The organism is Roseovarius sp. A46 (assembly GCF_004126395.1).
Classification (GTDB): domain Bacteria; phylum Pseudomonadota; class Alphaproteobacteria; order Rhodobacterales; family Rhodobacteraceae; genus Roseovarius; species Roseovarius nitratireducens.
Genome location: NZ_PVWS01000040.1, coordinates 1 through 22,108 on the forward strand (window position 1 = coordinate 1; position 22,108 = coordinate 22,108).

The 22,108-nt window shown below is 67.4% G+C and carries 21 protein-coding genes and 1 tRNA gene; 12 read left to right on the forward strand and 10 right to left on the reverse strand.

The window, feature by feature from the left end:
• Window positions 1–210: 210 nt before the first annotated feature.
• On the reverse strand, window positions 211–1,095 hold the full coding sequence (locus C6W92_RS15815) for a LysR substrate-binding domain-containing protein (RefSeq protein ID WP_129434887.1): 885 nt from the start codon (window positions 1,093–1,095) through the stop codon (window positions 211–213).
• Between the two features lie 198 nt (window positions 1,096–1,293).
• On the opposite strand from C6W92_RS15815, the gene C6W92_RS15820 reads away from it, so the two are divergent.
• The 4 genes from C6W92_RS15820 (at window position 1,294) to C6W92_RS15835 (ending at window position 4,930) form a co-directional block, all read left to right on the forward strand.
• Window positions 1,294–2,283 carry a C4-dicarboxylate ABC transporter substrate-binding protein gene (locus C6W92_RS15820; RefSeq protein ID WP_129434889.1) on the forward strand — a complete coding sequence of 330 codons (990 nt, stop codon included), beginning with the start codon at window positions 1,294–1,296 and terminating at the stop codon, window positions 2,281–2,283.
• Window positions 2,284–2,345: 62 nt separating this feature from the next.
• Entirely contained in the window at window positions 2,346–2,849 is a 504-nt protein-coding gene (locus tag C6W92_RS15825; RefSeq protein ID WP_129434891.1) for a TRAP transporter small permease subunit, read from the forward strand.
• A 3-nt stretch (window positions 2,850–2,852) separates the two neighbouring features.
• Window positions 2,853–4,154, forward strand: coding sequence for a TRAP transporter large permease (locus tag C6W92_RS15830; RefSeq protein WP_129434893.1), 1,302 nt, complete (start codon window positions 2,853–2,855; stop codon window positions 4,152–4,154).
• A complete protein-coding gene (locus C6W92_RS15835) occupies window positions 4,130–4,930 on the forward strand; it encodes an alpha/beta hydrolase (protein WP_129434895.1) in 801 nt (266 codons plus the stop codon). The genes C6W92_RS15830 and C6W92_RS15835 overlap by 25 nt, the downstream gene beginning before the upstream one ends.
• Before the next feature lie 25 nt (window positions 4,931–4,955).
• Here the strand turns inward: C6W92_RS15835 and C6W92_RS15840 are convergent, their stop codons facing one another.
• Genes C6W92_RS15840 through C6W92_RS15860 form a run of 5 tightly spaced genes read right to left on the reverse strand, consistent with a single transcriptional unit; the run spans window position 4,956 to window position 10,050 of the window.
• Window positions 4,956–5,201, reverse strand: coding sequence for a DUF2484 family protein (locus C6W92_RS15840; RefSeq protein WP_129434897.1), 246 nt, complete (start codon window positions 5,199–5,201; stop codon window positions 4,956–4,958).
• Window positions 5,198–6,388: an amino acid permease gene (locus C6W92_RS15845; protein ID WP_129434899.1), complete on the reverse strand. Its 1,191-nt coding sequence runs from the start codon at window positions 6,386–6,388 to the stop codon at window positions 5,198–5,200. Before C6W92_RS15845 ends, C6W92_RS15840 begins: the two co-directional genes overlap by 4 nt.
• Window positions 6,389–6,394: 6 nt before the next feature.
• The gene (gene murC / locus C6W92_RS15850; RefSeq protein WP_129434901.1) at window positions 6,395–7,792 is read right to left on the reverse strand and encodes a UDP-N-acetylmuramate--L-alanine ligase; all 1,398 of its coding nucleotides are present in this window, start codon (window positions 7,790–7,792) and stop codon (window positions 6,395–6,397) included.
• Window positions 7,793–8,890 (reverse strand): UDP-N-acetylglucosamine--N-acetylmuramyl-(pentapeptide) pyrophosphoryl-undecaprenol N-acetylglucosamine transferase, encoded by a 1,098-nt coding sequence (locus C6W92_RS15855; protein ID WP_129434903.1) that lies wholly within the window; start codon window positions 8,888–8,890, stop codon window positions 7,793–7,795.
• Window positions 8,887–10,050 (reverse strand): putative peptidoglycan glycosyltransferase FtsW, encoded by a 1,164-nt coding sequence (locus tag C6W92_RS15860; protein WP_129434905.1) that lies wholly within the window; start codon window positions 10,048–10,050, stop codon window positions 8,887–8,889. The genes C6W92_RS15855 and C6W92_RS15860 overlap by 4 nt, the downstream gene beginning before the upstream one ends.
• A 127-nt stretch (window positions 10,051–10,177) precedes the next feature.
• Between C6W92_RS15860 and C6W92_RS15865 the strand changes: the two genes are divergently transcribed.
• Window positions 10,178–11,365 carry an NAD(P)/FAD-dependent oxidoreductase gene (locus C6W92_RS15865; protein ID WP_129434907.1) on the forward strand — a complete coding sequence of 396 codons (1,188 nt, stop codon included), beginning with the start codon at window positions 10,178–10,180 and terminating at the stop codon, window positions 11,363–11,365.
• Window positions 11,366–11,631: 266 nt separating this feature from the next.
• Here C6W92_RS15865 and C6W92_RS15870 read toward each other — a convergent pair whose 3' ends face one another.
• Complete coding sequence (locus tag C6W92_RS15870; protein ID WP_129434909.1) at window positions 11,632–12,366, reverse strand: FCD domain-containing protein; 735 nt, start codon at window positions 12,364–12,366, stop codon at window positions 11,632–11,634.
• A gap of 86 nt (window positions 12,367–12,452) precedes the next feature.
• Between C6W92_RS15870 and C6W92_RS15875 the strand changes: the two genes are divergently transcribed.
• From C6W92_RS15875 to C6W92_RS15900, 6 genes are all read left to right on the forward strand, one after another.
• Complete coding sequence (locus tag C6W92_RS15875) at window positions 12,453–13,187, forward strand: DUF2182 domain-containing protein (protein WP_129434925.1); 735 nt, start codon at window positions 12,453–12,455, stop codon at window positions 13,185–13,187.
• A gap of 21 nt (window positions 13,188–13,208) precedes the next feature.
• Entirely contained in the window at window positions 13,209–13,838 is a 630-nt protein-coding gene (locus C6W92_RS15880; RefSeq protein WP_129434911.1) for a DUF1326 domain-containing protein, read from the forward strand.
• On the forward strand, window positions 13,838–14,353 hold the full coding sequence (locus C6W92_RS15885) for a DinB family protein (protein ID WP_129434913.1): 516 nt from the start codon (window positions 13,838–13,840) through the stop codon (window positions 14,351–14,353). Before C6W92_RS15880 ends, C6W92_RS15885 begins: the two co-directional genes overlap by 1 nt.
• Window positions 14,350–15,462, forward strand: coding sequence for a dimethylsulfoniopropionate demethylase (locus C6W92_RS15890; RefSeq protein ID WP_129434914.1), 1,113 nt, complete (start codon window positions 14,350–14,352; stop codon window positions 15,460–15,462). The genes C6W92_RS15885 and C6W92_RS15890 overlap by 4 nt, the downstream gene beginning before the upstream one ends.
• A 105-nt stretch (window positions 15,463–15,567) precedes the next feature.
• Window positions 15,568–16,563, forward strand: a complete 996-nt coding sequence (acuI, locus tag C6W92_RS15895) for an acryloyl-CoA reductase (RefSeq protein WP_129434916.1) — start codon at window positions 15,568–15,570, stop codon at window positions 16,561–16,563.
• Window positions 16,564–16,620: 57 nt separating this feature from the next.
• Window positions 16,621–17,127, forward strand: coding sequence for an N-acetyltransferase (locus tag C6W92_RS15900; protein WP_129434918.1), 507 nt, complete (start codon window positions 16,621–16,623; stop codon window positions 17,125–17,127).
• A 77-nt stretch (window positions 17,128–17,204) separates the two neighbouring features.
• Here C6W92_RS15900 and C6W92_RS15905 read toward each other — a convergent pair.
• From C6W92_RS15905 to C6W92_RS15915, 3 genes are all read right to left on the reverse strand, one after another.
• A tRNA-Leu gene (locus C6W92_RS15905) sits at window positions 17,205–17,290 on the reverse strand.
• A 66-nt stretch (window positions 17,291–17,356) separates the two neighbouring features.
• Complete coding sequence (locus C6W92_RS15910; RefSeq protein WP_129434920.1) at window positions 17,357–17,908, reverse strand: tetratricopeptide repeat protein; 552 nt, start codon at window positions 17,906–17,908, stop codon at window positions 17,357–17,359.
• A 31-nt stretch (window positions 17,909–17,939) separates the two neighbouring features.
• On the reverse strand, window positions 17,940–18,419 hold the full coding sequence (locus C6W92_RS15915; protein ID WP_129434921.1) for an Lrp/AsnC ligand binding domain-containing protein: 480 nt from the start codon (window positions 18,417–18,419) through the stop codon (window positions 17,940–17,942).
• A 104-nt stretch (window positions 18,420–18,523) separates the two neighbouring features.
• On the opposite strand from C6W92_RS15915, the gene putA reads away from it, so the two are divergent.
• Window positions 18,524–21,955, forward strand: coding sequence for a bifunctional proline dehydrogenase/L-glutamate gamma-semialdehyde dehydrogenase PutA (gene putA / locus C6W92_RS15920; RefSeq protein ID WP_129434923.1), 3,432 nt, complete (start codon window positions 18,524–18,526; stop codon window positions 21,953–21,955).
• Window positions 21,956–22,108: the final 153 nt, after the last annotated feature.

A 22,108-nucleotide genomic window follows, 5' to 3' on the forward strand; every position in this document is an offset into this window, starting at 1 on the left:
GCGGAGCAAACAAGGCGGGCTGGGTCGAAAAACTCTGTCTCATGACAAAACATACCCCACCAAACCATCTCAGGGAATCCCAAGAGTTTCGCTGTGGTCTCTGAAAAGATTCCGTACAAGAAAGTTTAAACTTTCTTGATCTTACCTTCCCGTGACGGTTCAGCCCGACACTGACGTCCAACGACCGCTCAAGCCCAACCTGATCGCCGCTCAGAACCGCTCCCACAGCAGACGCCCGGTCTCGTCCAGCCGCTCGGGCGAGCAAAAGAGCGAGATCGTCATCGTCGCGGTCCAGTCGCGCCCGCCCATGCGCACCAGCGTGCCATCCTCCAGCTCGCGCGCGATGGAAAACTCCGGCAGCCAGGCGAGCCCCGCCCCCTCAAGCGCGCGCCGCTTGAGCGCCTCGGCCAGCGCATCCATGTAGCGCAGGTTGAGCGCGGGGCGGCGGTTGCCGATGGTCTGGTCCACCACCGTGCCGAGAAACGTGTTGGGATCATAGCTCAGATACGGCACCTCGCGCCCGGCCACGCCGGGCAGAGCCCAGCCGTTCCGCGCGGCGGCGGCGTGCTGCGCCACGGGAATGAGCCGCTCCTCGCAGATGTCGCGGCGCTTGAACCGGGTCTCATCAAGGATCGGGGCGACGTCCTGATGGCGGTAGTAGAGCAGGAATTCGCAGCCGCCCTCGCTCAGAAGCTGGCAACACGCGGTCAGGCTGTCGGACATCACCCGCGTGCGCATCTCGGGGTAGTCGCGCTCGAACTCGGCCATGCGCGGTTGCAGGAAGTTGACCGAGATCGCGTGCAGCGCCGCGATGCGCTGAAAGGTGGTGTGACCGCGCGCACGCTCCCGGATCGCCTGCCGCGTGTCGGTGAGATCGGCCACCGTCTGCTGTGCCACCGGCAGGAATTGCCGCCCCGCCTCCGACAGTTGCACCGGATAGTTGGCCCGGTCGATCAGCGGCACGCCGATCCAGTTCTCCAGCGACCGGATACGGCGGCTGAAGGCCGATTGGGTGATGTTGCGCTCTTCCGCCGCGCGGGTGAAATTCAGCGTGCGCCCGAGGCAGACGAAATCGCGCAGCCAGTTGATGTCCATGCCCGCCAGACTGCGCGAGACCGGCGAGTCATGCAAGATCGGAATAGTTTGATGAGATGTTTGAATTGGCCGACTCGCGCGATGCTGCCCTAGCCTCTCCATCATGGGTCCGGCGGGCGCACAGGCGACGCGCCCCGGGGCCGCAACGATGACGAAGGCCGCAGAACGGCCTCGCACCACACCAACAAGGAGACCGACATGACATTTCCCATCAAAGGCCTGATCGCCGCCACCGCGCTCGGCACCACCATTGCGGCACCTGCCGTGGCCGAGACCACGATCCGCCTCTCGACCTACGTCAACGAGGCCGATATCCGCTATGACGGGTTCGTCCACTTCGCCGATCTGGTCGCGGAAAAGACCGGCGGCAGCGTCGAGGTGCAGATTTTCCCCTCGGCCACGCTGCATGGCTGGTCCGAAGGCGTGGACGCCGTGCAGGGCGGTGTCTCGGACATGAGCTGGATTCCCGCCGATGACCGCCTGCCCTGCTACCGCGTTACCTCGCTCTACCCGGTGGCTGTCGATCTGGAAGGCCAGATCGAGATGGACGCCGCCTATGCCGACCTGGTGCGCGACGAGGCAGCGAGCGTCAATCTCGTGCCGGTGTTCAACTCCAACTATTCCTATGACCAGGAATGGTGGTTCGAGGGCGGTATCGACGATCTCGGCAATCTCGACGGCAAGCAGGTCCGCTCCATCGGCCCGCTGGTCAGCCTGATGATCGAGACATGGGGCGGCGCGCCGGTCTTTGTCGCGCCCAAGGAGGTGTTCCAGTCCGCCGAGCGCGGCGTGGTGGACGGCATCAACATGGGCGTCGCCACCTATTCGAGCTGGAAGCTGTGGGACGTCATGCCCTACATGGTCAACGCCAACCTCTTTTACGGCAACATCCAGTACATGATGAACAAGGAAAAGTTCGACTCGATGAGCGAGGACGAACAGGCCGCCGTCATGGAGGCCGCGCGCGAGACCGAGGAATGGCTTAAGCCCCGCTACGAGAACTGGGTCGATCAGCGCGTCGGCACCGCGGTGATGAAGGGCGGCGGGGCCGCCGTCTCGATCAGCCAGGACAAGCGGATGGAGCTTATCGACAGCGTGCAGGGCACCTGGAACGAGACCGTGGACGCGGCCTGCGGCCCCGAGCTTGCCGGCAAGATCCGCGATCTCTTCGCGCAGCACGCGCCTTGATACGATAGGTGCCGCTGCCCGCGCGGCGGCACCCCCTCGTTTCTGGCAAAGGGAGGCTTGCCATGCAGACCGGTCTCGACCGTTTGATCGGCCATGTGGAACGCGCCGTCGTGTGGCTCGCGGCCGCCGGGGCCGTGGTGGTGCTCGTGCAGATGGTGTGGATCAGCTACGGCGTCTTCACCCGCTACGCGCTCAATGCGCCCGACCGGATGGTCACCGAGGCGACCGCACTCCTGCTGTTCCCCGTGGCCTTTGCCGGGTTGGCCTATGCCATGCGCGAGGATGCCTATCCCAAGGTGACGATGCTGACCGACACGCTGCCCCCCGCCGGGCGCAAGGCGGCGGCGATCGTCAACCTGTGCGTCATGCTGGCGGTGGGCCTGTTCTTCTCGCTCGCAGGTGTCAGCGCCACGATCCGGTCGTTCAACTCGGGCGCCTCGTCGGAAATCCTGCTCTGGCCGCGCTATGCGTTCTGGGCCCCAGGTGCGCTGGCACTGGTGCTGTTCTCGATTTACGCGGGCCTGCGGCTGATCCGGCTCATTCGCACCCCGGCGCGGGAGGTCTGAGCGATGGAATGGTATGAAGTCGGCCTTGGCCTCCTCGGCCTCTTGATGTTGCTCATCGCCATCGGCCTGCCGATCCCCTTTGCGCTGGCGGCCGCCTCGCTGCCCTTCCTGTGGCAGATCCAGTCGTTTGATACCTCCATCGTCTCGGCGGAGTTGAAGCTGTGGGGCGTATGGATCGACTATATCCTCTTGGCGGTGCCGCTTTTCGTGTTCCTTGGGGAACTCATCGGCAAATCCAATATCGGCCCCAACCTCTACCAGTTCCTGCACCAGGGCGTGCGGGTGCGTGGTTCGGCGGCCTATGGCTCCATCGGGGCCTGCGCGGGGTTCGGCGCGGTCTGCGGGTCGTCCATGGTGGGTGCGCTCACCATCGGCGGTGTGGCCCTGCCCGAGATGCTGCGCCTGGGCTATGGCAAGCGGCTGTCTTCGGGCGTGCTGGCGGCGGGCGGCACGCTGAGCGTGCTCATTCCGCCCTCGCTGATCCTGCTGTTCTACGGCATCGTCACCGACCAGAGCATCGGCGATCTGTTCATCGCGGGGGTCATTCCCGGGCTCATCCTCGTCACCTCCTTCGCGCTGGTGATCCTCGTCTGGGGCATCCTGAGACCCGGCGACATCCCCGACCGCGAGTCGGCGGTGAAGATGGGGATCGTTCAGATCGCCGCCACCGTGGCGCCCATCGCGCTCATCGGCCTCGTGATCACCGTGGCGATCTATGCGGGCATCGCCACGCCGACCGAGGCGGCGGCAGTGGCGGCGCTGCTGACCGTGATCCTCGCCTTCGGCGTGGGCGGGCTCAAATGGCAGGGCTTTACCGACGCGCTCTTTGCCACCATGCGGACCATGGGCTATCTCGGGCTTCTGCTGTCGGCGGGGGTGCTCTTTGGCTTCGTGCTCACCTATTACCGGGTGCCGCACGAGTTCACCCAGCTTTTCCTCAGTTTCGAGCTTTCGCCCTACGTGGTGCTGGCGATCGTGCTGGTCTTCTACATCGTGCTGGGCATGTTTCTCGAGCCGGTGTCGATGACCTTCATCACCCTGCCCACGATCTACCCGCTGATGGCGGCCGCCGGGTTCGACCTGATCTGGTTCGGCGTGGTCTACACGATCACCATGGAAATCGCCGTGCTGACGCCACCCGTGGGCCTGAACCTCTACGTGATCCAGGGCATCGGGCGCGGCGAGGTGACCATCGGCGATGTCATCATGGGCTGCCTGCCGTTCATCGCGGCGCTGGTGCTGCTGATCGTCATCCTCATCCTCGTGCCGGAGACCGCGCTGTGGCTGCCAGATCAGATGCGCTAACGAGCCGAACCGGCCTGAGCTATCGCCGCGCGGGCCGCGGCGCGCCGCTGGTGCTGGTGCATGGCTACCTTGGCGGGGCCGGGCAATGGCAGGGCGAAATCGACCGCTTCGCCGACCGCTTCGACGTGATCGCACCCGACCTGCCCGGCTTTGCCGGCTCCGCCGCGCTGCCGCCGGCGAACCGCATCGCGGAATTTGCGGCGACCGTGGTGGCCCTGCTGGATGAGCTGGGGCTGGGCCGGATCACCCTGCTGGGGCATTCGATGGGCGGCATGATCGTGCAGGAGATGGCCGCCACCCACCCCGCGCGCATCGCGCGACTGGTTCTCTATGGCACTGGCCCGCTGGGCGCGATGCCCGACCGGTTCGAATTGCTGGAGACCTCCCGCGCCAGCATCTGCCGCGACGGTGTCGCACGCACCATCCGGCGGATCGGGGCCACATGGTTCCGCGAGGGCGCGGCGGCGCGCGGATTCGAGATCGTGGCAACGCTGGGCGCGCAGGCAAGCGAACCCGCAGCGCTTGCCGGGCTCGACGCGATGGATCGCTGGGACGGGCGCGGAGCGCTCGACCGGCTGACCATGCCGACGCTCGTGCTGTGGGGGGACCGCGACAAATCCTACCGCTGGCCACAGGTCGAAACGCTCTGGCAGGGCCTGCCCGACGCCGCGCTGGCGGTGATCCCGGGCACGGCCCATGCCGTGCACCTCGAAAAACCCGCGCTATTCCACGCGATGCTGGAGGACTTCCTCGATCAAGGGGGTGGTGCGGGCTGAGACAGCGGCCGCTACCCCGGCCTTTTCAACCCAACTGCCGCCGCAGCCAGCGCGCGAGATAGATAACCGGCCAGCGCAGCACGCTCATCCCCGCCGCCAGCACCAACAGCCCCAGCCACGGCCCGTGCTGCCACGCCACCAGCCCCAGCACCGGCACCCCCAGCGCAATGAGCGCGTAGGCGCGCCGCCAGTGGTTGTCGCGGCTTGGCAGCATCGCCAGAACGTTGGCCGCCAACGCCCAGACGCAGGCAAGGATCAGCGAGACGGTCATCCCGTTCCTCCCAAAAAACTCACGATCAGCGCCGCAAGGGCCGCGAACAGGCCAAACACCGGCACCGCAATCGGCACCCTGAACGCGGCCTCGGGGCTGGTGCGTTTCATCGCGATCAGCGCCGCGTTGACCAATACGAACACGCCCAGAAGCAACGACGAGGTGAGCCCGGCAAGATCGGCCACCGGCAGGAGCAGCGCGCCCGCGATAACCGCCACGCCGATCAACAGCGTCGCGCGCAGCGGCGTGCCGAGGCGCGGATGCGCGTGGTGAAACCCGGCCAGCGCCGGGCTGCGGCGCCCGAGGCCAAACAGCACCCGGCTTGCCATCACCATCTGCGCCAGCACGCCGTTCAGCGCCGCCGCCACGGCGATCAATGACAAGAAGGCCGCGCTGCCACCGCGCCCCGCCTGCCACACGAGCGCCAGCGGCTGTTCGCTCGCGCCCAGCGTGGCAAGCGGTACCGCGCGCACCGCCGCGATGCTGACCAGCGCGTAAAGCGCGCTCGTGATCACCAGTGACAAAAGGATGGCGCGGGGCAGGATACGTTCGGGCTCGCGCACCTCCTCGGCCATGTTGACGATATCCTCGAAGCCGATGAACGCAAAGAACGCCAGCACCGCCGCCGCGATCACTCCGGACCAGACCAGCTCGCCCCCCACCTGCCAGTCCGGCGCGGGCGCGGCGGTAAAGCCCGCGAACATCACCAGCGCCAGGCCCGCCACCTCGACCACGGTGAACAGGGCCGCGACAGCGAGGCTTTCCAGAACGCCCAATATCGCCACGCCCATCAGTACCAGCCCCAGGACGATCACCGACGGCCCGAACGGCAAACCCGTCACCGCCCCGAGATAGCCCACGCCACCACGAAGCACGGCAGCAGCGGACACGGTACCTGCCGCCACGATGGCAAGCCCGACCAGCGTACCGAGCCAAGGCAGGTTGAGCCCCTTGGCAACGAACACCGCCTCGCCCGCCGCCTCCGGCAAACGCGTGGAAAACTCGGCATAGCTCAGCGCCGTGGGGGCGGCGATCACGCCCGCCAGAACAAAGGCGAGCGGTGCCCAGATCCCGGCCTCCGCCGCGACTGCCCCCACGAGCACGTAGATCCCCGCTCCGACCATGACACCCACGCCGTAGGCGGTCAGCAGTCCCAGACCGATCCGGCGTTTCAGGGTCTCTGCCATGCGTGTCTAGCCCGCCAGCCGCGCGGGCAGGCCACCGGCCCACGCGCTGATCGTGCCCGCGCCGAGGCACACCACCATGTCGCCGGGCCGCGCTTCGGCGCGCACGAGCGCCTCCAGGTCATCCTCCGAGCCGACAGCCACCGCGTGGCGGTGGCCGTGCCGGGTGAGGCCCGCCACCAGATCATCGCGCGTGGCGCCCGGGATCGGCTCCTCTCCGGCGGCATAGACATCCGCGATGCCGACCACGTCGGCCTCGTTGAAGGCGCCGCAGAAATCGTCGAACAGGCTCGACAGCCGGGAATAGCGATGCGGCTGATGCACGGCGATGATGCGTCCCTCCGTGGCCTGCCGCGCGGCGCGCAGGACGGCGGCGATCTCGACGGGGTGGTGGCCGTAATCGTCGATCACCGTCACGCCATTCACCTCGCCCACGCGGGTAAAGCGGCGGTTGACGCCGCCAAAACTCGCCAGCGCGTCGCGGATCGCGTCGCGCTTCATGCCCAGGTGCCGCGCCACCGCCACGGCGGCCAGCGCATTGCTGACATTGTGATCGCCCGGCATGGGCAGGCTGCATCCCTCGATCATCCGGCCCTCGGCCTGGAGCGCCACGTCGAAATGCGCCACGCCCCGCTCATAGCGCAGGTTGACCGCGCGCACATCGGCCTGCGCGTTGAATCCATAGGTCAGCACCCGCCGGTCGCTGATCCGGCCGACCAGCGCCTGCACCTCCGGGTGATCGGTGCAGCAAACGGCGAGGCCGTAGAACGGGATGTTGGAGACAAAATCGTAAAACCCCTGCCTCAACGCATCGAAATCGCCCCAGTGCTCCATGTGCTCGGGGTCGATATTGGTAACGATGGCAATGGTGGCAGGCAGCCGGTTGAAGGTGCCGTCGCTCTCGTCGGCCTCGACTACCATCCATTCGCCCTGCCCCATCCGCGCGTTCGATCCATAGGCGTGGATGACGCCGCCGTTGATCACCGTGGGATCAATCCCACCCTTGACCAGCAGTTCGGCCACCAGCGTCGTCGTCGTGGTCTTGCCATGCGTGCCCGCCACCGCGATGTTGGACTTTAGCCGCATGAGTTCGGCCAGCATCTCGGCGCGGCGCACCACCGGCAGGCCGCGCCTGCGCGCCTCGTCCAGTTCGGCATTGCCCGGCTTGATGGCCGAGGAGATCACCACCACCTCCGCGCCGTCGAGGTTCTCCGCCCGCTGACCTTCGAAGACACGCGCGCCCATGCCCTTGAGCCGCTCGGTGATCGGCGTCGACTTGAGGTCGGACCCCTGCACCTCGTAACCGTGGTTGAGCAGCACCTCGGCGATGCCCGACATGCCGATCCCCCCGATCCCCACGAAATGGATCGGGCCGACATCCGTCGGTAGCTTGGTGGCTGCATTCATCTATTCTGCCCTTCTGCCTGCGAGGTCCTCGACCAAGTCGGCCAATCGCTGCGGGGCATCGGGGCGCCCCTGCGAGAGCGCCGCCTGCGCCATCATCCCCGCGCCCTGCGCGTCGCCCAGAACGGTGGCGATCTGCGCCGCGAGGCTGCTCTCGTCAAGCCGGTTCTCGGGAATGCGGATCGCGCCGCCAGCCTCGACCAGGCCGCGCGCATTGGCGGTCTGATGATCGGCGGCGGCGGCGGCGTAAGGAATGAGGATGGCGGGCCGCCCGATGACGGAAATGTCGGCGATGCTCGACGCGCCCGCGCGGCTGATGACAAGCTGCGCCTCCGACATTCGGCGCGGCACGTCGCGAAAGAACGGCTGCACATCGGCATCGACACCCGCGCCCGCATAGGCGCGAGTCACGCGCTCGATGTCCTCGTCGCGCGCCTGATGGCTTACCCGGATGTTGCGCAGCATCGCCTCGGGCAGCGCCGCGATCGCCGCCGGCACCACGTCGCTGAGGATGCGCGCGCCCTGGCTGCCGCCGATCACCAGCACCGACATCGGGTAGTCGCCCGGCGGGATATAGGGCGCTCCCGCCCGTTCGATCACCGCCGCGCGCACCGGGTTTCCGACATGCTCGCCCCGCGCGACCTTGGGCAGGTCGGTGGGCCAGATGCCGCAGGCCACCACGTCCACCCGCGGCGCGAACACCCGGTTCACACGGCCCAAGACGCCGTTTTGCTCGTGCACCATGCGCGGACGGCGCAATAGCCACGCCGCCGCCAGCGCCGGGATCGTCGGGTAGCCGCCGAAGCCCACCACGGCGTCCGGCCGCTCGCGCAGCATCCGCAAGCTCGCCCCCAGTACGCCCCCCGCGATATGCAGCGGCGCCAAGAGCTTGTTGACGATCCCGCCGCGCGCAAAGGTGGCGCTCGCCACCTGCTCGATCTGCACGGAGTGCGGAAACCCGCCGACGAACCGCGCGCCGCGCGCATCCGTCGACAGCCGCACCCGCCAGCCGCGCCGCAGCATTGCCTCGGCCAGGGCCTGCGCCGGAAACATGTGCCCGCCGGTTCCGCCCGCCGCAATCAACAGAAGCGGTGCACTCATCGCCGCCCCCGCAGGATATCGCCGATCTGCCCTTGCGGTCGTGTCCGGGTGAGCGCCAGCAGCATCCCCACCGCCAGCCCCGCCGCCACGATGGACGAGCCGCCATAGCTCACGAAGGGCAGCGTCATGCCCTTGGCGGGCAAGAGCCGCACGGCAACGCCCATGTTGATCATCGCCTGTGCGCCCAGCATCGCGACCAGCCCGGTGCCCGCCAGCCGGATGAACGGGTCGCGCTCGCGGATCAGCCGGAACAGCGAGCGCAGCACGATCACCGCGTAAAGCGCGATAATCGCCAGCACGAGGACGAGGCCGTACTCTTCGGCCGCCACGGCGATGATGAAATCGGTATGCGCGTCCGGCAGGCTCCATTTCACCTGTCCTTCACCGACGCCGACGCCGAAGAACCCGCCCTCCCGGATCGCGTTGGTGGCAAAGCCTATCTGCGTGGTCGGATCCACCTCGGCACTGAGAAAGCCGTCGATGCGGCGCGCGAAATGCTCGGAATGGGAATAAGCAACGCTTCCCACGAACACCACCAACCCGGCCATCGCCAGAAGCAGCATCACCGGTGCGCCGCTCACGAACCAGATCACCCCCCAGCCGAACAGCACCAGCGCCGCCTGCCCGAAATCCGGCTGCATCGCCAGGAACCCGAGGATCACCACCATCAATCCGAAGGACCACAGCCGCCCCGGCGGCCCGCCGATTTCCTGGCTCGCGGCCATCATCCACGCCGCCGCCACGACGAAAGCGGGCTTGAGAAACTCCGACGGTTGCACGCTGGCAATGCCGAGGCTGTACCACCGCACCGCGCCCTTGCCGAAATCGGTGCCGAACACCGGCAGCAGCATCACCGCCGCCAGCGCCGCGAGAAAGCCCAGAACCGCCAGCCGCCGCACCGTCTCGGGGCGCATCATCGAGACCACCATCATCGCCATCAGCGCGAAGCCGCCGAACACCATCTGACGCTGCACGTAGTGGAACGGCGCGAACCCGTTCTCCTCGGCCAGCGGCACCGAGGCCGCGAGCCCCAGGAGGATGCCGATGGCAAACAGCATCAACACCGAGAAGAACGACCAACGGTCGATCGTGCGCCACCATTTGGGGAGAACGGGATCCTCGTCCCGCAGGGGCACAGCCCCATAGACCATTTCCGTCATCTGCCTGCCGCCTCGATGCCATGCGCCCCTTTCCGGGGTCTAGTTTGCAAGTGTACCCGGAATCGACGCCCGAGACCAGAGAGAACCCCCCTTGCCTTTGCGCGGGATTTCGCGTCTCAGGCGGGGCATGACACGGGCTATCGACACGCTCATCCTCGGGGCCGGTGCGGCGGGCATGATGTGCGCCGCCCATGCCGGCGGGCGCACGCTCGTAATCGACCACGCGCGCGCACCGGGCGAGAAGATACGCATCTCCGGCGGCGGGCGGTGCAACTTCACCAACCTGCACACCGCGCCGGAGAATTTCCTGTCCCAGAACCCCCATTTCTGCAAATCGGCGCTGGCGCGCTACACGCAATGGGATTTCATCGACCTCGTCGAGCGGCACGGCATCGCCTGGCACGAAAAGACGCTTGGGCAGTTGTTCTGCGACGGGCGATCCACGCAGATCGTGGGGCTTCTGGTGGACGAGATGCGTCGGGCGGGGGCAGAGTTGTGGCTCTCGACGCGACTCTGTGACCTGGGCCATGACGGCGACCGTTTCCACGCCACACTCGAACGCGAGGGTGCGCAGCAGGCCGTCACCGCCCGCAACCTCGTGCTGGCCACCGGGGGCAAGTCGATCCCCAAGATGGGCGCGACGGGGATGGCCTGGGACATCGCCCAACGCTTCGGGCACGCGCTGACCGAAACGCGCCCCGCGCTGGTGCCGCTCACCTTTTCCGACGGACCCTTCGCGACGCTTTCAGGCACCGCCCTGCCCGTCCGCGCGTCCTGCGACGGGGCGTCCTTCGAAGAGGCGGCGCTCTTCACCCATCGTGGCCTCTCGGGCCCGGCGATCCTGCAAATCTCGTCCTATTGGCGCGAGGGGGCCGAGATCGCCCTCGATCTGGACCCGGAGGGCACGCTCTTGGAGACACTGCGCGCCGAGCGGCAGCGGCAGGGGCGGCGCAACCTCACCACCGCGCTGTCGCAGCATATGCCCGGCAAAGTCGTCGCTCATCTCGCACCCACTCTCGGGCTTGCGGGCAACCTCGCTGATCAGTCCGACGCGCGGCTGTCAGACATAGTGGGCGCGCTGCGCAACTGGCGGCTTCGGCCCACGGGAAGCGAGGGCTACCGCACCGCCGAGGTAACGCTCGGGGGCATTGACACAGCGGGCCTCAGCTCCGCCACGATGGAATCGCGCCACCTGCCCGGTCTCTACGCCATCAGCGAGGCGGTGGACGTAACCGGCTGGCTGGGCGGCTACAATTTCCAGTGGGCCTGGGCATCGGGCTGGGCGGCGGGACAGGCGATCTCGGAGCGGGGATGAGGGGCCGGGCCTGAAGCGGGCGTTGAGGTGAGCCGCGCATCGACGGGCCGCGGCGCGGCGATCCAACGCTGTTTCTAAGGCGCTTGATGGCGGCAGAATCCGAAAAGGACTTCAGCGGCGCGCAGGTTGCAGACAAATCGCCGTGCCGGGGGGCGGCCCGGCGATGCGCGGCGGCGCGCCAAGGCGCGCCTCGAATCCGCGCAGGCGTGCCAAAGACCCAACGTCCCCTCCAAACCCCTTACCGGCCCCAAATTCCCCCGGGCGCCTCACCCCTTGGGCCGCGCCCTTGCCGCCATCACGTCACGGCCGAGGGTCAGCGTGTAAGCCTCCAACTCGCTCAACGCCTCTTGCGCGGCCTCGGCCTCGTGCCGCTCAAGCGCATCCGCGATGCGGGTGTGAAAACCCAGGATCGCCTCGCGCGACCGCGCCGTGAAGGTGATCATGTTCATCAAGGGCTGCATCGCCTCGACCGCGCCCGCCAACTGGTAGGACAGCACCGGGTTGTCCGCGCTGTCCACCAATGCGCGGTGAAAGGTGACATCGGAGGCGCAGAAGCTCTCGTCCGACAACCCCGGCTGCCCCTGCCGGTGGATTTCCGCCCGCATGGTGGCCAGCGTGTCGGGCGTGCGCCGCAGGGCGGCGAGCGGCGTGCAGGCGCGCTCCAGCGCATAGCGCGCCTCGCAGGCGACATCAAAACTGATCGCGTTCATCGACAGCAGCAGCGTCGAGGTGGTGATATGCTGGCCATAGGCGTCGGGATAGTTCAGCCGGTTGACGAAGGCCCCGCCGAACGCCCCGCGCGCGGTGCGGATCAGGGATTGCGCCGCCAGCCGTTTGAGCGCCTCGCGCACCGTGGGGCGCGACACCTCGAAGTGATCGGCCAATTCGGCCTCGGACGGCAGGCGCTCGTCCACGATGAGCCGCCCGGCCACGATCTCTTCGCGGATGGCCCCGGCGATCTGCGCCGAGAGGTCGGCCTTGTTATCGGGATCAATTTTCATTTGTCTTACATTTAAATGTCTGACAATTTATTCGTCAAGAGACGAGTCGCAGGGAGAGAGCGATGATCGCGGCATCGGTCAGGCGAATGGGAGGCGCGCACTGGCTTGCGCTCTACGCGCTGATCCTCGGCGCTTGGGGGCTGCTCTACGCGATGGCCCTGCCCGCCGCGCTGCGCGAGGGCGCGGTGATCTACGGCACCGATTTCCTGCGCAGCCTGTGCATCGTCACGCCCGATGCCGCCGGATTCGCGCGCATCATCCTGATGTGGGCGCTGATGTCGGCGGCGATGATGGCGCCCACCGCGCTGCCGGCCTTCGCCACCTACGAGGATCTGGGCCGCAGCGCCAAGACACGCCTCGGCGCGCTGGTGGCGGGCTATCTCTCCGTTTGGCTGGGATTCTCGGTGCTCGCAGCGGGCGCGCAGATGGCGCTGTTCAACGCGGGGCTGCTGACGGCCTTCGGCGACAGCCGCTCCGGCGTTCTCTCGGCGGCGCTGCTCGCGCTGGCCGGGGCCTATCAGTTCAGCCCCGCCAAGGAGGCGTGCCTATCGAAATGCCGCCGCCCGCTGGTGTTCTTCATGGCCCATTGGGACGAGGGGCCGCTGCGCAACGGGCTTCGGCTGGGCCTCGTGTGCCTCGGCTGCTGCTGGGCGCTGATGGCGCTGGCGTTTGTCGGCGGGGTGATGAACCTCGCCTTCATGGGGCTGGCAACGGTGATCATGGTTCTGGAAAAGCTGCCCGATCTGGGGCGGTATCTGACACGGCCCCTCGGGGTGGCGCTGCTCTGCGCCGCGCCTTGGGTTCTGTTCACGACGATCTGAAAACACGAAGGAGGCCGGAAAATGGCATTGGATACGGTGGGCACGGTGCCCTGGACGATCAAGGGAGAGCTGATCCTCAACTGCAACTGCACGGTGTTCTGCCCCTGCGTGGTCAGCCTCGGCAAGCACCCGCCCACCGAAGGCTACTGCCAGGCATGGTCGGGCGTGCGCATCGACGAGGGCCACTACGGCGATACGGACCTTGGCGGGCTGAACGTCGGGCTGATGCTGGAAATCCCCGGCCTGATGGCGCGCGGCAACTGGAAGGCCGCAGCCTATATCGACGAGCGCGCCAGCGACGACGCCTACGAGGCGCTGGTCAACATCTTTTCGGGCCGCGCGCGCGGCACCACGGGCCTGTTCGGCGTGCTGGTCAGCGAATTTCTGGGCGCCGAACGCGCGCCGGTCGTGTTCGAGACCGAAGGCAAGGCGCGCCGCCTGATGGTGGGCAAGAAGATCCAGGGCGAGATCGTGCCCGTCGAGGGGCATGGCGGCGAGGATATTGTCGTCACCAATACCGAGTACTGGATGGGCCCCGACATCACGGTCGCCACCGCCACCAAGGGCCGCGTGCGCGCATTCGGCCGGGTCTGGGATTTCGACGGCCGCAGCGCGGAGATTTGTCAGATCGACTGGAAAGGGCCGCGCTGATGATGCTGACGGCGGATTATGTCGCGCTGATGGCGCGCTATAATGCGTGGCAGAACGCGCAACTCACGCGCGCCATCGACGGGGTAAGCCTCAAGCTGCTGACCGAGGATCACGGGGCCTTTTTCGGCTCCATCCTCGGCACGCTCAACCACATCCTCTGGGCCGACCGCATCTGGCTGCACCGCCTCGGCGTCGAGGGCACCCGCCCCGAGGGTGGCATCGCAGAGAGCACGACGCTTACCCCCACCGGCGCCGCGTGGAGCGCAGAGCGCTTTGCCGTCGATGGGCGGATCGGTGCATGGGCGGGACGGGTGCACAGTATCGACCTCACCGGCAACCTGACCTGGTATTCCGGGGCATCCGGGGCCGAGGTCACACGGCCCGTGGCCGCCTGCGTCGCCCATCTGTTCAACCACCAGACCCATCACCGCGGGCAGGTCCACGCGATGCTGACGCGCGCGGGGCTGCCCGCGCCGGTCACCGACATCGTCTTCATGCCCGAGGAGGCACAATGAACGCACCGCTCCTGTCGCTTTCGCGCCGGCTGCGCCGCACGCCCTTTTCCGACGGGGTCGAGGCGGCGGGGGTCAAGGCCTACACGGTCTACAACCACATGCTGTTGCCCACTGTCTTTCGCTCCATCGAGGAAGACTACCGCCACCTCAAGGAGGCGGTGCAGGTCTGGGACGTGGCCTGCGAGCGGCAGGTCGAACTGCGCGGCCCGGATGCGGGCCGCCTGATGCAGATGCTCACCCCCCGCGACCTGCGCGGCATGACGCCGGGGCAGTGCTATTACGTGCCCATCGTCGATGAGACGGGCGGCATGCTCAACGATCCGGTGGCGGTAAAGCTGGCCGAGGATCGCTGGTGGATCTCGATCGCCGACTCGGACCTTCTCTACTGGGTGCGCGCCACGGCACACGGCTGGCGGCTCGACGTGCTGGTCGATGAGCCGGATGTGTCGCCGCTGGCCATTCAGGGCCCGCGCGCCGACGACCTGATGGCGGCGGTCTTTGGTGACGCGGTGCGCGATATCCGCTTCTTCCGCTTCGGCGTGTTCGACTTTCTCGGCCGCGACATGGTAATCGCGCGCTCGGGCTATTCCAAGCAGGGGGGCTTCGAGATCTATGTCGAGGGCGGCGATATCGGCATGCCGCTGTGGAATGCGCTGTTGGAGGCCGGGAAGGAGTGGGACGTGCATGCCGGGTGCCCCAACCTGATCGAGCGGATCGAGGGGGGCCTCTTGAGCTACGGCAACGACATGACCGACGACAACACGCCCCATGAATGCGGGCTGGGCCGGTTCTGCAACACCCACACGGCGATCGGGTGCATCGGGCGCGACGCCCTGCTGCGGGTGGCCAAGGAAGGCCCGGTGCAGCAAATCTGCGCCATCGCCATTGAGGGCGGCGCGGTGCCGCCCTGCCGCGAATGGTGGCCGGTCCTGTCGGAAAAGGGCAAACGCGTGGGTCGTATCAGTTCCGCCGCGTGGTCGCCCGATCATCAAACCAACGTGGCCATCGGCATGGTGCGGATGACCCATTGGGACGCAGGGAGCCAGTTGCGCATCATGGCCCCCGACGGCGAGCGGCGCGGGGTGGTGCAGGACGGGTTCTGGGCCTGAGCGATCCTTGAGCGCGGGAGTGAGGGGCCAGCCCCTCACACTCCCCGGGATATTTCTGGCAAGATGAAGCAGGGGGCTGGCCCTGCGATCGGGAAGGAGAGCGATATGTTCAACGCATTGGTCGTCGAGAAGGACGAGGAGAGCGGCAAGACATCCGCGGCGGTGAAGGAAATTTCCGTCGAGGACCTGCCACATGGCGAGGTTCTGGTCGCGGTCGATTATTCCACGGTGAACTACAAGGACGGGCTCTGCATCGGGCCGGGCGGCGGCCTCGTGCGCAAATATCCGCATGTGCCGGGCATCGACTTCTCCGGGACCGTCGAGGAGAGTCACGACGACCGCTACAATCCCGGCGACAAGGTGGTGTTGACCGGCTGGCGCGTGGGCGAGGCGCATTGGGGCGGCTACGCGCAAAAGGCGCGGGTCCTGGCCGACTGGCTGGTGCCGCTGCCCGAGGGGCTGGACACGCGGTCCGCGATGGCCGTGGGCACCGCAGGCTTTACCGCGATGCTGGCGGTGATGGCGCTCGAGGATCACGGGCTGACGCCCGGCCACGGCCCGGTGCTGGTCACAGGGGCTGCGGGCGGTGTCGGCTCGGTCGCGACCGCGATCCTCGCGCATCTGGGCCACGAGGTGGCCGCCGTCACCGGTCGCCCCGAACAGGAGGACTATCTGCGCGGCTTGGGTGCCACCCAGATCGTCGCCCGCGAGGATCTGACCGAGGTCACGCGAAAACCGCTCGAGGCCGAGCAATGGGCGGGGTGCGTCGATGCGGTGGCGGGCGCAATGCTGGGCCGCGTGCTCAAACAGATGAAATACGGCACGTCCGTGGCCGCCATAGGCCTTGCCGGCGGGGCGGCGATCGAGGGCGCGCTGATCACGCCCTTCATCCTGCGCGGCGTCAACCTTCTGGGCATCGACAGCGTCATGCAGCCCTATCAAAACCGCCTGCGCGCCTGGCAGCGGATCGCGCGCGATCTGCCGATGGACAAGCTCGAGGCGATGGTGCAGCCCGCCACCCTCTCGGACCTGCCCGCGCTGGGTCGTGACATCCTCAAGGGGCAGGTCAAGGGGCGCGTCGTGGTCGATGTGAACGCCTGAGCCTTGCCAAGCAACGCGCCCCCCGCTAGCCATGGGGCAAGCGGGGGGCCAGGCATCATGGATACCGGGGTGGAGATCACCATCCGATACGCGCGCGACGCGGATTTCACGGCGCTGTGGCCTATCCTGCGCGGCGTGATCCGCGCCGGTGACACCTATACCATAGAGCCCGGCCTCACCCGCGAGGCGGTGCGCGATCTCTGGATGGAGGTGCCGCGCGCCACCTACGTGGCCGAGATCGCGGGCGAGGTTCTGGGCACCTATTACATCAAGACCAATCAGCCGGGCGGCGGCGCGCATGTCTGCAACGCGGGCTTCATGGTGAGCGAGGCGGCGCGCGGGCGCGGCCTTGCACGGGCGATGTGCCTGCATTCGCAGGACGAGGCGCGCGCGATGGGCTACCTCGCGATGCAGTTCAATTTCGTGGTAGAGACCAATCGCGGCGCCATCGCGCTGTGGGAGGATCTGGGGTTTGAGACGGTGGGCCGCCTGCCGCGCGCGTTTCAGCATCCCACCGAGGGCCTCGTGGATGCGCGGGTGATGTACAAGTGGCTCGGGGATTGATCCGGGTACAGGCCCGCCTCCCGGTCCTGCACGGTGACCCTCATGGCTTCAACCACAAGGCCTCAACCACAAGGCCGTGGTGCGGGCGGCCGGACTTGAACCGGCACGGCCTTTCGGCCCAGGCATTTTAAGTGCCATGCGTCTACCATTCCGCCACGCCCGCACGAGGCCCCGCTGTCCTAGCGTCTGCGAGCGCCGAGGAAAACGCATTTCTTGAGACGGGGAACGCTCAGATATTCTCTTCGGCCCGTTCCAGCACCGGCAAGAGGTGCCGTTCGGTCAGCCACGGGTTGAGGTCGAGCGCACGGCGCAACACCAGCGCCGCCTCGCCCGGACGCTCCAGCGCCATGAGCGTCATGGCATGGCCGGTGAGCGCACCAAGGTGCCGCGGCGAGAGCGACACCGCGCGTTCGAGATCGGGCAGTGCCGCAGCATAATCCTGCCGGATGAAATTGACAAAGGCGCGCTGGTTGTAGCCCTCGGCATAGTCCGGGCAATAGTCGATGAGCGCGTCGAACGCCGCAACCGCCCCTTCGAAATCGTAAGACGCGCGGCGGGTCATCCCCTCGTCGAGCAATTCCTGCGCGTGGGCATCCGGCGCGTCGGCCCAGAGAACCCACATCTCGTTGGACAGCAGCCGTGCATCCTGCTCGCTCTCGGCGTCCTGCACGCGGTCGAAAAGCGTGTCGAGCGCCGCGCCGTGATCGGGCGGGGCAGGACAGGCGAGCGCGCCCACAGGTGCGAGCAGGCACAAGAGCGGGAGGGCGACAACACGTAGCATGGTCTTTATGATGGCATGCAGCCGCGCAAAATCAAATCACATCGCCGAGCACGGTCTCCTTGACCGCCTGCATCGCCACGTAGGTCGAGGTGCTGGCCACGTGCGGCAGGGTCGATATCGCCTCGGCCAGGACGCGGCGATACTCGGTCATGTCCTGCGTGCGCACCTTGAGCAAGTAGTCGAAACTGCCCGCGATGAGATGCGCCTGCTCGATCTCGGGGATTTTCGCCACCGCCGCGTTGAACGCAGCCAGCGCGCTCTCGCGGGTGTTGTCGAGCCGCACCTCGACGAAACTCACATGATCGAGCCCCAGGCGGATCGGGTCAAAGAAGGCACGGTAGCCGGTGATGATACCGGCCTTTTCCAGCCGCCGAAGCCGCGCCTGCGTGGGCGATTTCGACAGCCCGATCTCGCGCGCGAGATCGGTGACGCTAATGCGCCCGTCCGCGGCCAGCACCCGCAGAATCGCCCGGTCGAACCTGTCGAGATCGGAATGGTCATTCTGGCTCATGATTATCCCCGTGAAAGACCGGATCGATCTGTCAAACCACATCAAACAGGAAAAGTCACCCCTGAACAGGTGTTAACATGGTTTGGCAATTCAAGGGGGATCCCATGCCTTACGACACCGACACGCGCCGCGCCATCGAGCTTGAGACCTATGCCGATGAGCGTGTCGTTATCGACCGGCTGACCGCCGTGGCGGCGCTCTCGGATGAGGATCGCGCCCGCATCACGGCGCGGGGCGCCGATCTCGTGCGCGCCATCCGCGGACAGGCGAGCCCGGGGCTGATGGAGGTGTTCCTCGCCGAATACGGCCTCTCGACCGAAGAGGGCATCGCGCTCATGTGCCTGGCCGAGGCGTTGTTGCGGGTGCCCGACGCCGAGACCATCGACGCGTTGATCGAGGACAAGATCGCACCGTCGGACTGGGGCCGGCACATGGGCCATTCCACCTCGCCGCTGGTCAACGCCTCGACCTGGGCCTTGATGCTCACCGGCCGCGTGCTCAAGGACGAGGCGCCGGGCCTCGTGGGCACGCTGCGCGGCGCGGTCAAGCGGCTGGGCGAGCCGGTGATCCGCACCGCAGTGGGCCGCGCCATGCGCGAGATGGGCCGTCAGTTCGTGCTGGGCGAAACCATCCAGAGCGCGATGGACCGCGCGGCGGGGATGGAGAAGAAGGGCTACAGCTATTCCTATGACATGCTGGGCGAGGCCGCGCGTACCGAGGCCGACGCCACCGGCTACCACCTGAGCTATTCCCGCGCGATCACCGCCATCGCGAATGCCTGCACGAACGCGGACATTCGCGACAACCCCGGCATCTCGGTCAAGCTCTCGGCACTGCACCCGCGCTACGAGGTGGCGCAGCACGAGACGGTGATGGACGTGCTGGTGCCGCGCCTTCGCTCGCTCGCGCTGTTGGCGAAATCGGCGCGGATGGGGCTTAACATCGACGCCGAGGAGGCGGACCGCCTGTCGCTTTCGCTCGACGTGATCGAGGCGGTGTTCTCGGAGCCCGCGCTCGCCGGATGGGACGGGTTCGGCGTGGTGGTGCAGGCCTATGGCCAGCGCGCGGGCCACGTGCTCGATTTCCTGTACGACCTCGCGACGCGGCTCGACCGCCGGATCATGGTGCGGCTGGTCAAGGGCGCGTACTGGGATACCGAGATCAAGCGCGCCCAGGTGGCGGGCGTCGACGGCTTCCCCGTCTTCACCTCCAAACCCGCGACCGACATCAGCTATATCGCCAACGCGCGCAAACTGCTCGCGATGACCGACCGCATCTACCCGCAATTCGCCACGCACAACGCCCACACGGCGGCGGCAATCCTCGACATGGCCACCGACAAGGGCACGTTCGAGTTCCAGCGCCTACATGGCATGGGCGAGGCGCTGCACGACATCATCCTGAAATCCGAGGGCACCCGCTGCCGCATCTACGCCCCCGTCGGCGCGCATCGCGACCTGCTGGCCTATCTGGTGCGCCGCCTGCTGGAGAACGGCGCAAATTCCAGCTTCGTCAACCAGATCGTGGACGAGAGCGTGCCCCCCGAGGAGGTCGCGCGCGACCCGTTCGAGGCGGTGAACGACCCCGTGCCGCACCTGCCCACCGGCCCCGAGCTGTTCCTGCCAGAGCGGCCCAATTCGCGCGGATTCGATCTGCGCCACCAGCCAACGCTGGACGCTATCGAGGCGGCGCGTGCACCCTTTGCCACCCAGGCCTGGCAGGCCGGGCCGATCCTTGCGGGCAAGGCCGATCCCCAACCGCCCGAGAAGGTCGAGAACCCCACCGACCCGGCGGATACCCCCGGCACCGCGGCATGGGCCAGCCCCGGGGATGTCGAAACCGCGCTTGCCGCCGCCGCACCGTGGGATGCGTCTGCCTCCGAACGCGGGGTGATCCTGAACAAGGTGGCCGATCTCTACGAAGAGAACCACGGCGAGATCTTCGCCATCCTGCACCGCGAGGCCGGCAAATCCATCCCCGACGCGGTGGCCGAACTGCGCGAGGCGGTGGATTTCCTGCGCTACTACGCGGCCAATGCCCCCGAGGACACGCCCGTCGGCACCTTCACCTGCATCTCGCCCTGGAACTTCCCGCTCGCCATCTTCACCGGGCAGATCGCGGCGGCGCTGGCGGCGGGCAACGCGGTGCTGTCCAAACCCGCCGAGCAGACCCCGCTCATCGCGCATCTGGGCGTGAGCCTGATGCACCGCGCGGGCGTGCCGAAAACGGCGCTGCAGCTTCTGCCCGGCGCGGGCGAGGTGGGCGCGATGCTCACATCCGATCCCCGCGTGGGCGGCGTGGCCTTCACCGGCTCCACCGACACGGCGATGAAGATCCGCAAGACCATGGCCGACAACCTGCGCCCCGGCGCGCCGCTCATCGCCGAAACCGGCGGGCTCAACGCCATGATCGTGGACAGCACCGCGCTGCCAGAACAGGCGGTGCAGGCGATCATGGAATCGGCCTTTCAATCCGCCGGGCAACGCTGCTCGGCGCTGCGCTGTCTCTACGTGCAGGAGGATATCGCCGAAAGCTTTACCGAGATGCTGACCGGCGCGATGGATGCGCTCGTGGTCGGCAACCCCTGGGATCTCAGCACCGATTGCGGCCCGGTGATCGACGAGGAGGCGCGCACGGGCATCGCCGAGCATATCCAGCAGGCGCGCGCCGAGGGCCGCCTGATGCACGAGTTGAAGACGCCCAACGCCGGCACCTATATCGCGCCGACGCTGATCCGCGTGAACGGCATCGCCGATATGGAGCGCGAGATCTTCGGCCCCGTGCTGCACCTCGCCACCTACAAGGCGCGCGATCTCGACCGGGTGATCGGGGCGATCAACGCCACCGGCTACGGGCTGACATTTGGCCTCATGACCCGGATCGACGACCGCGTGCAGCACGTCACCGAAGCCGTGCACGCAGGCAACATCTACGTCAACCGCAACCAGATCGGCGCCATCGTGGGAAGCCAGCCGTTCGGCGGCGAGGGCATGTCCGGCACCGGACCCAAGGCCGGCGGACCGCATTACCTCGCGCGATTTTCGGCCAACCCCGCCTCGCAAGAGGGCGAGAAATGGGACGCGGCGATGCCGGTGGCATCGGTGCAAGAGGCGCTCGACCGCGCCAACGCCGCGCCGCACGGCCCGCGCGAGGCGCTTGTCCTGCCGGGGCCGACGGGTGAATCGAACCGGCTCACCACCCATCTGCGCGCAGCGCTTCTGTGCCTCGGGCCGGGCAAGGAGGCGGCGAAGGCGCAGAAACAAGCGGTGGAGGCGCTCGGCGGCGTCGCGGTTGCGGCCACGGGCCGGGTGGATCCCGAAACGCTCGTCACGCTCGGCGGGATGTCCGGCGCACTCTGGTGGGGCAACGAGGCAGACGCCCGCGCCTACGCGGACGCGCTTGCGCGCCGCGCGGGGCCGATCCTGCCGCTTGTCACAGGGATGCCCGACCTGGGCCACGCCCTGCTCGAGCGGCATGTCTGCGTCGATACCACCGCGGCGGGCGGCAACGCGGCGCTTCTGGGCGGCATGTCCTGACGGCAGGGCTGGGCCCCGAAATCTTCAAAGAGACCACAGCGAAACTCTTGGGATTCCCTGAGATGGTTTGGTGGGGTATGTTTTGTCATGAGACAGAGTTTTTCGACCCAGCCCGCCTTGTTTGCTCCGCAGGAGTTGTTCGACCACCCGGCG

Coding starts and splice junctions, on each gene's coding strand:
- C6W92_RS15885 (WP_129434913.1), top strand. CDS start 13,838: ATGATGCTGACGGCGGATTATGTCGCGCTGATGGCGCGCTATAATGCG.
- C6W92_RS15865 (WP_129434907.1), top strand. CDS start 10,178: ATGACACGGGCTATCGACACGCTCATCCTCGGGGCCGGTGCGGCGGGC.
- C6W92_RS15855 (WP_129434903.1), bottom strand. CDS start 8,890: ATGAGTGCACCGCTTCTGTTGATTGCGGCGGGCGGAACCGGCGGGCAC.
- C6W92_RS15915 (WP_129434921.1), bottom strand. CDS start 18,419: ATGAGCCAGAATGACCATTCCGATCTCGACAGGTTCGACCGGGCGATT.
- C6W92_RS15880 (WP_129434911.1), top strand. CDS start 13,209: ATGGCATTGGATACGGTGGGCACGGTGCCCTGGACGATCAAGGGAGAG.
- C6W92_RS15910 (WP_129434920.1), bottom strand. CDS start 17,908: ATGCTACGTGTTGTCGCCCTCCCGCTCTTGTGCCTGCTCGCACCTGTG.
- C6W92_RS15870 (WP_129434909.1), bottom strand. CDS start 12,366: ATGAAAATTGATCCCGATAACAAGGCCGACCTCTCGGCGCAGATCGCC.
- C6W92_RS15875 (WP_129434925.1), top strand. CDS start 12,453: ATGGGAGGCGCGCACTGGCTTGCGCTCTACGCGCTGATCCTCGGCGCT.
- C6W92_RS15890 (WP_129434914.1), top strand. CDS start 14,350: ATGAACGCACCGCTCCTGTCGCTTTCGCGCCGGCTGCGCCGCACGCCC.
- C6W92_RS15820 (WP_129434889.1), top strand. CDS start 1,294: ATGACATTTCCCATCAAAGGCCTGATCGCCGCCACCGCGCTCGGCACC.
- putA (WP_129434923.1), top strand. CDS start 18,524: ATGCCTTACGACACCGACACGCGCCGCGCCATCGAGCTTGAGACCTAT.
- C6W92_RS15815 (WP_129434887.1), bottom strand. CDS start 1,095: ATGGACATCAACTGGCTGCGCGATTTCGTCTGCCTCGGGCGCACGCTG.
- C6W92_RS15900 (WP_129434918.1), top strand. CDS start 16,621: ATGGATACCGGGGTGGAGATCACCATCCGATACGCGCGCGACGCGGAT.
- C6W92_RS15830 (WP_129434893.1), top strand. CDS start 2,853: ATGGAATGGTATGAAGTCGGCCTTGGCCTCCTCGGCCTCTTGATGTTG.
- C6W92_RS15840 (WP_129434897.1), bottom strand. CDS start 5,201: ATGACCGTCTCGCTGATCCTTGCCTGCGTCTGGGCGTTGGCGGCCAAC.
- C6W92_RS15860 (WP_129434905.1), bottom strand. CDS start 10,050: ATGACGGAAATGGTCTATGGGGCTGTGCCCCTGCGGGACGAGGATCCC.
- acuI (WP_129434916.1), top strand. CDS start 15,568: ATGTTCAACGCATTGGTCGTCGAGAAGGACGAGGAGAGCGGCAAGACA.
- C6W92_RS15845 (WP_129434899.1), bottom strand. CDS start 6,388: ATGGCAGAGACCCTGAAACGCCGGATCGGTCTGGGACTGCTGACCGCC.
- murC (WP_129434901.1), bottom strand. CDS start 7,792: ATGAATGCAGCCACCAAGCTACCGACGGATGTCGGCCCGATCCATTTC.
- C6W92_RS15825 (WP_129434891.1), top strand. CDS start 2,346: ATGCAGACCGGTCTCGACCGTTTGATCGGCCATGTGGAACGCGCCGTC.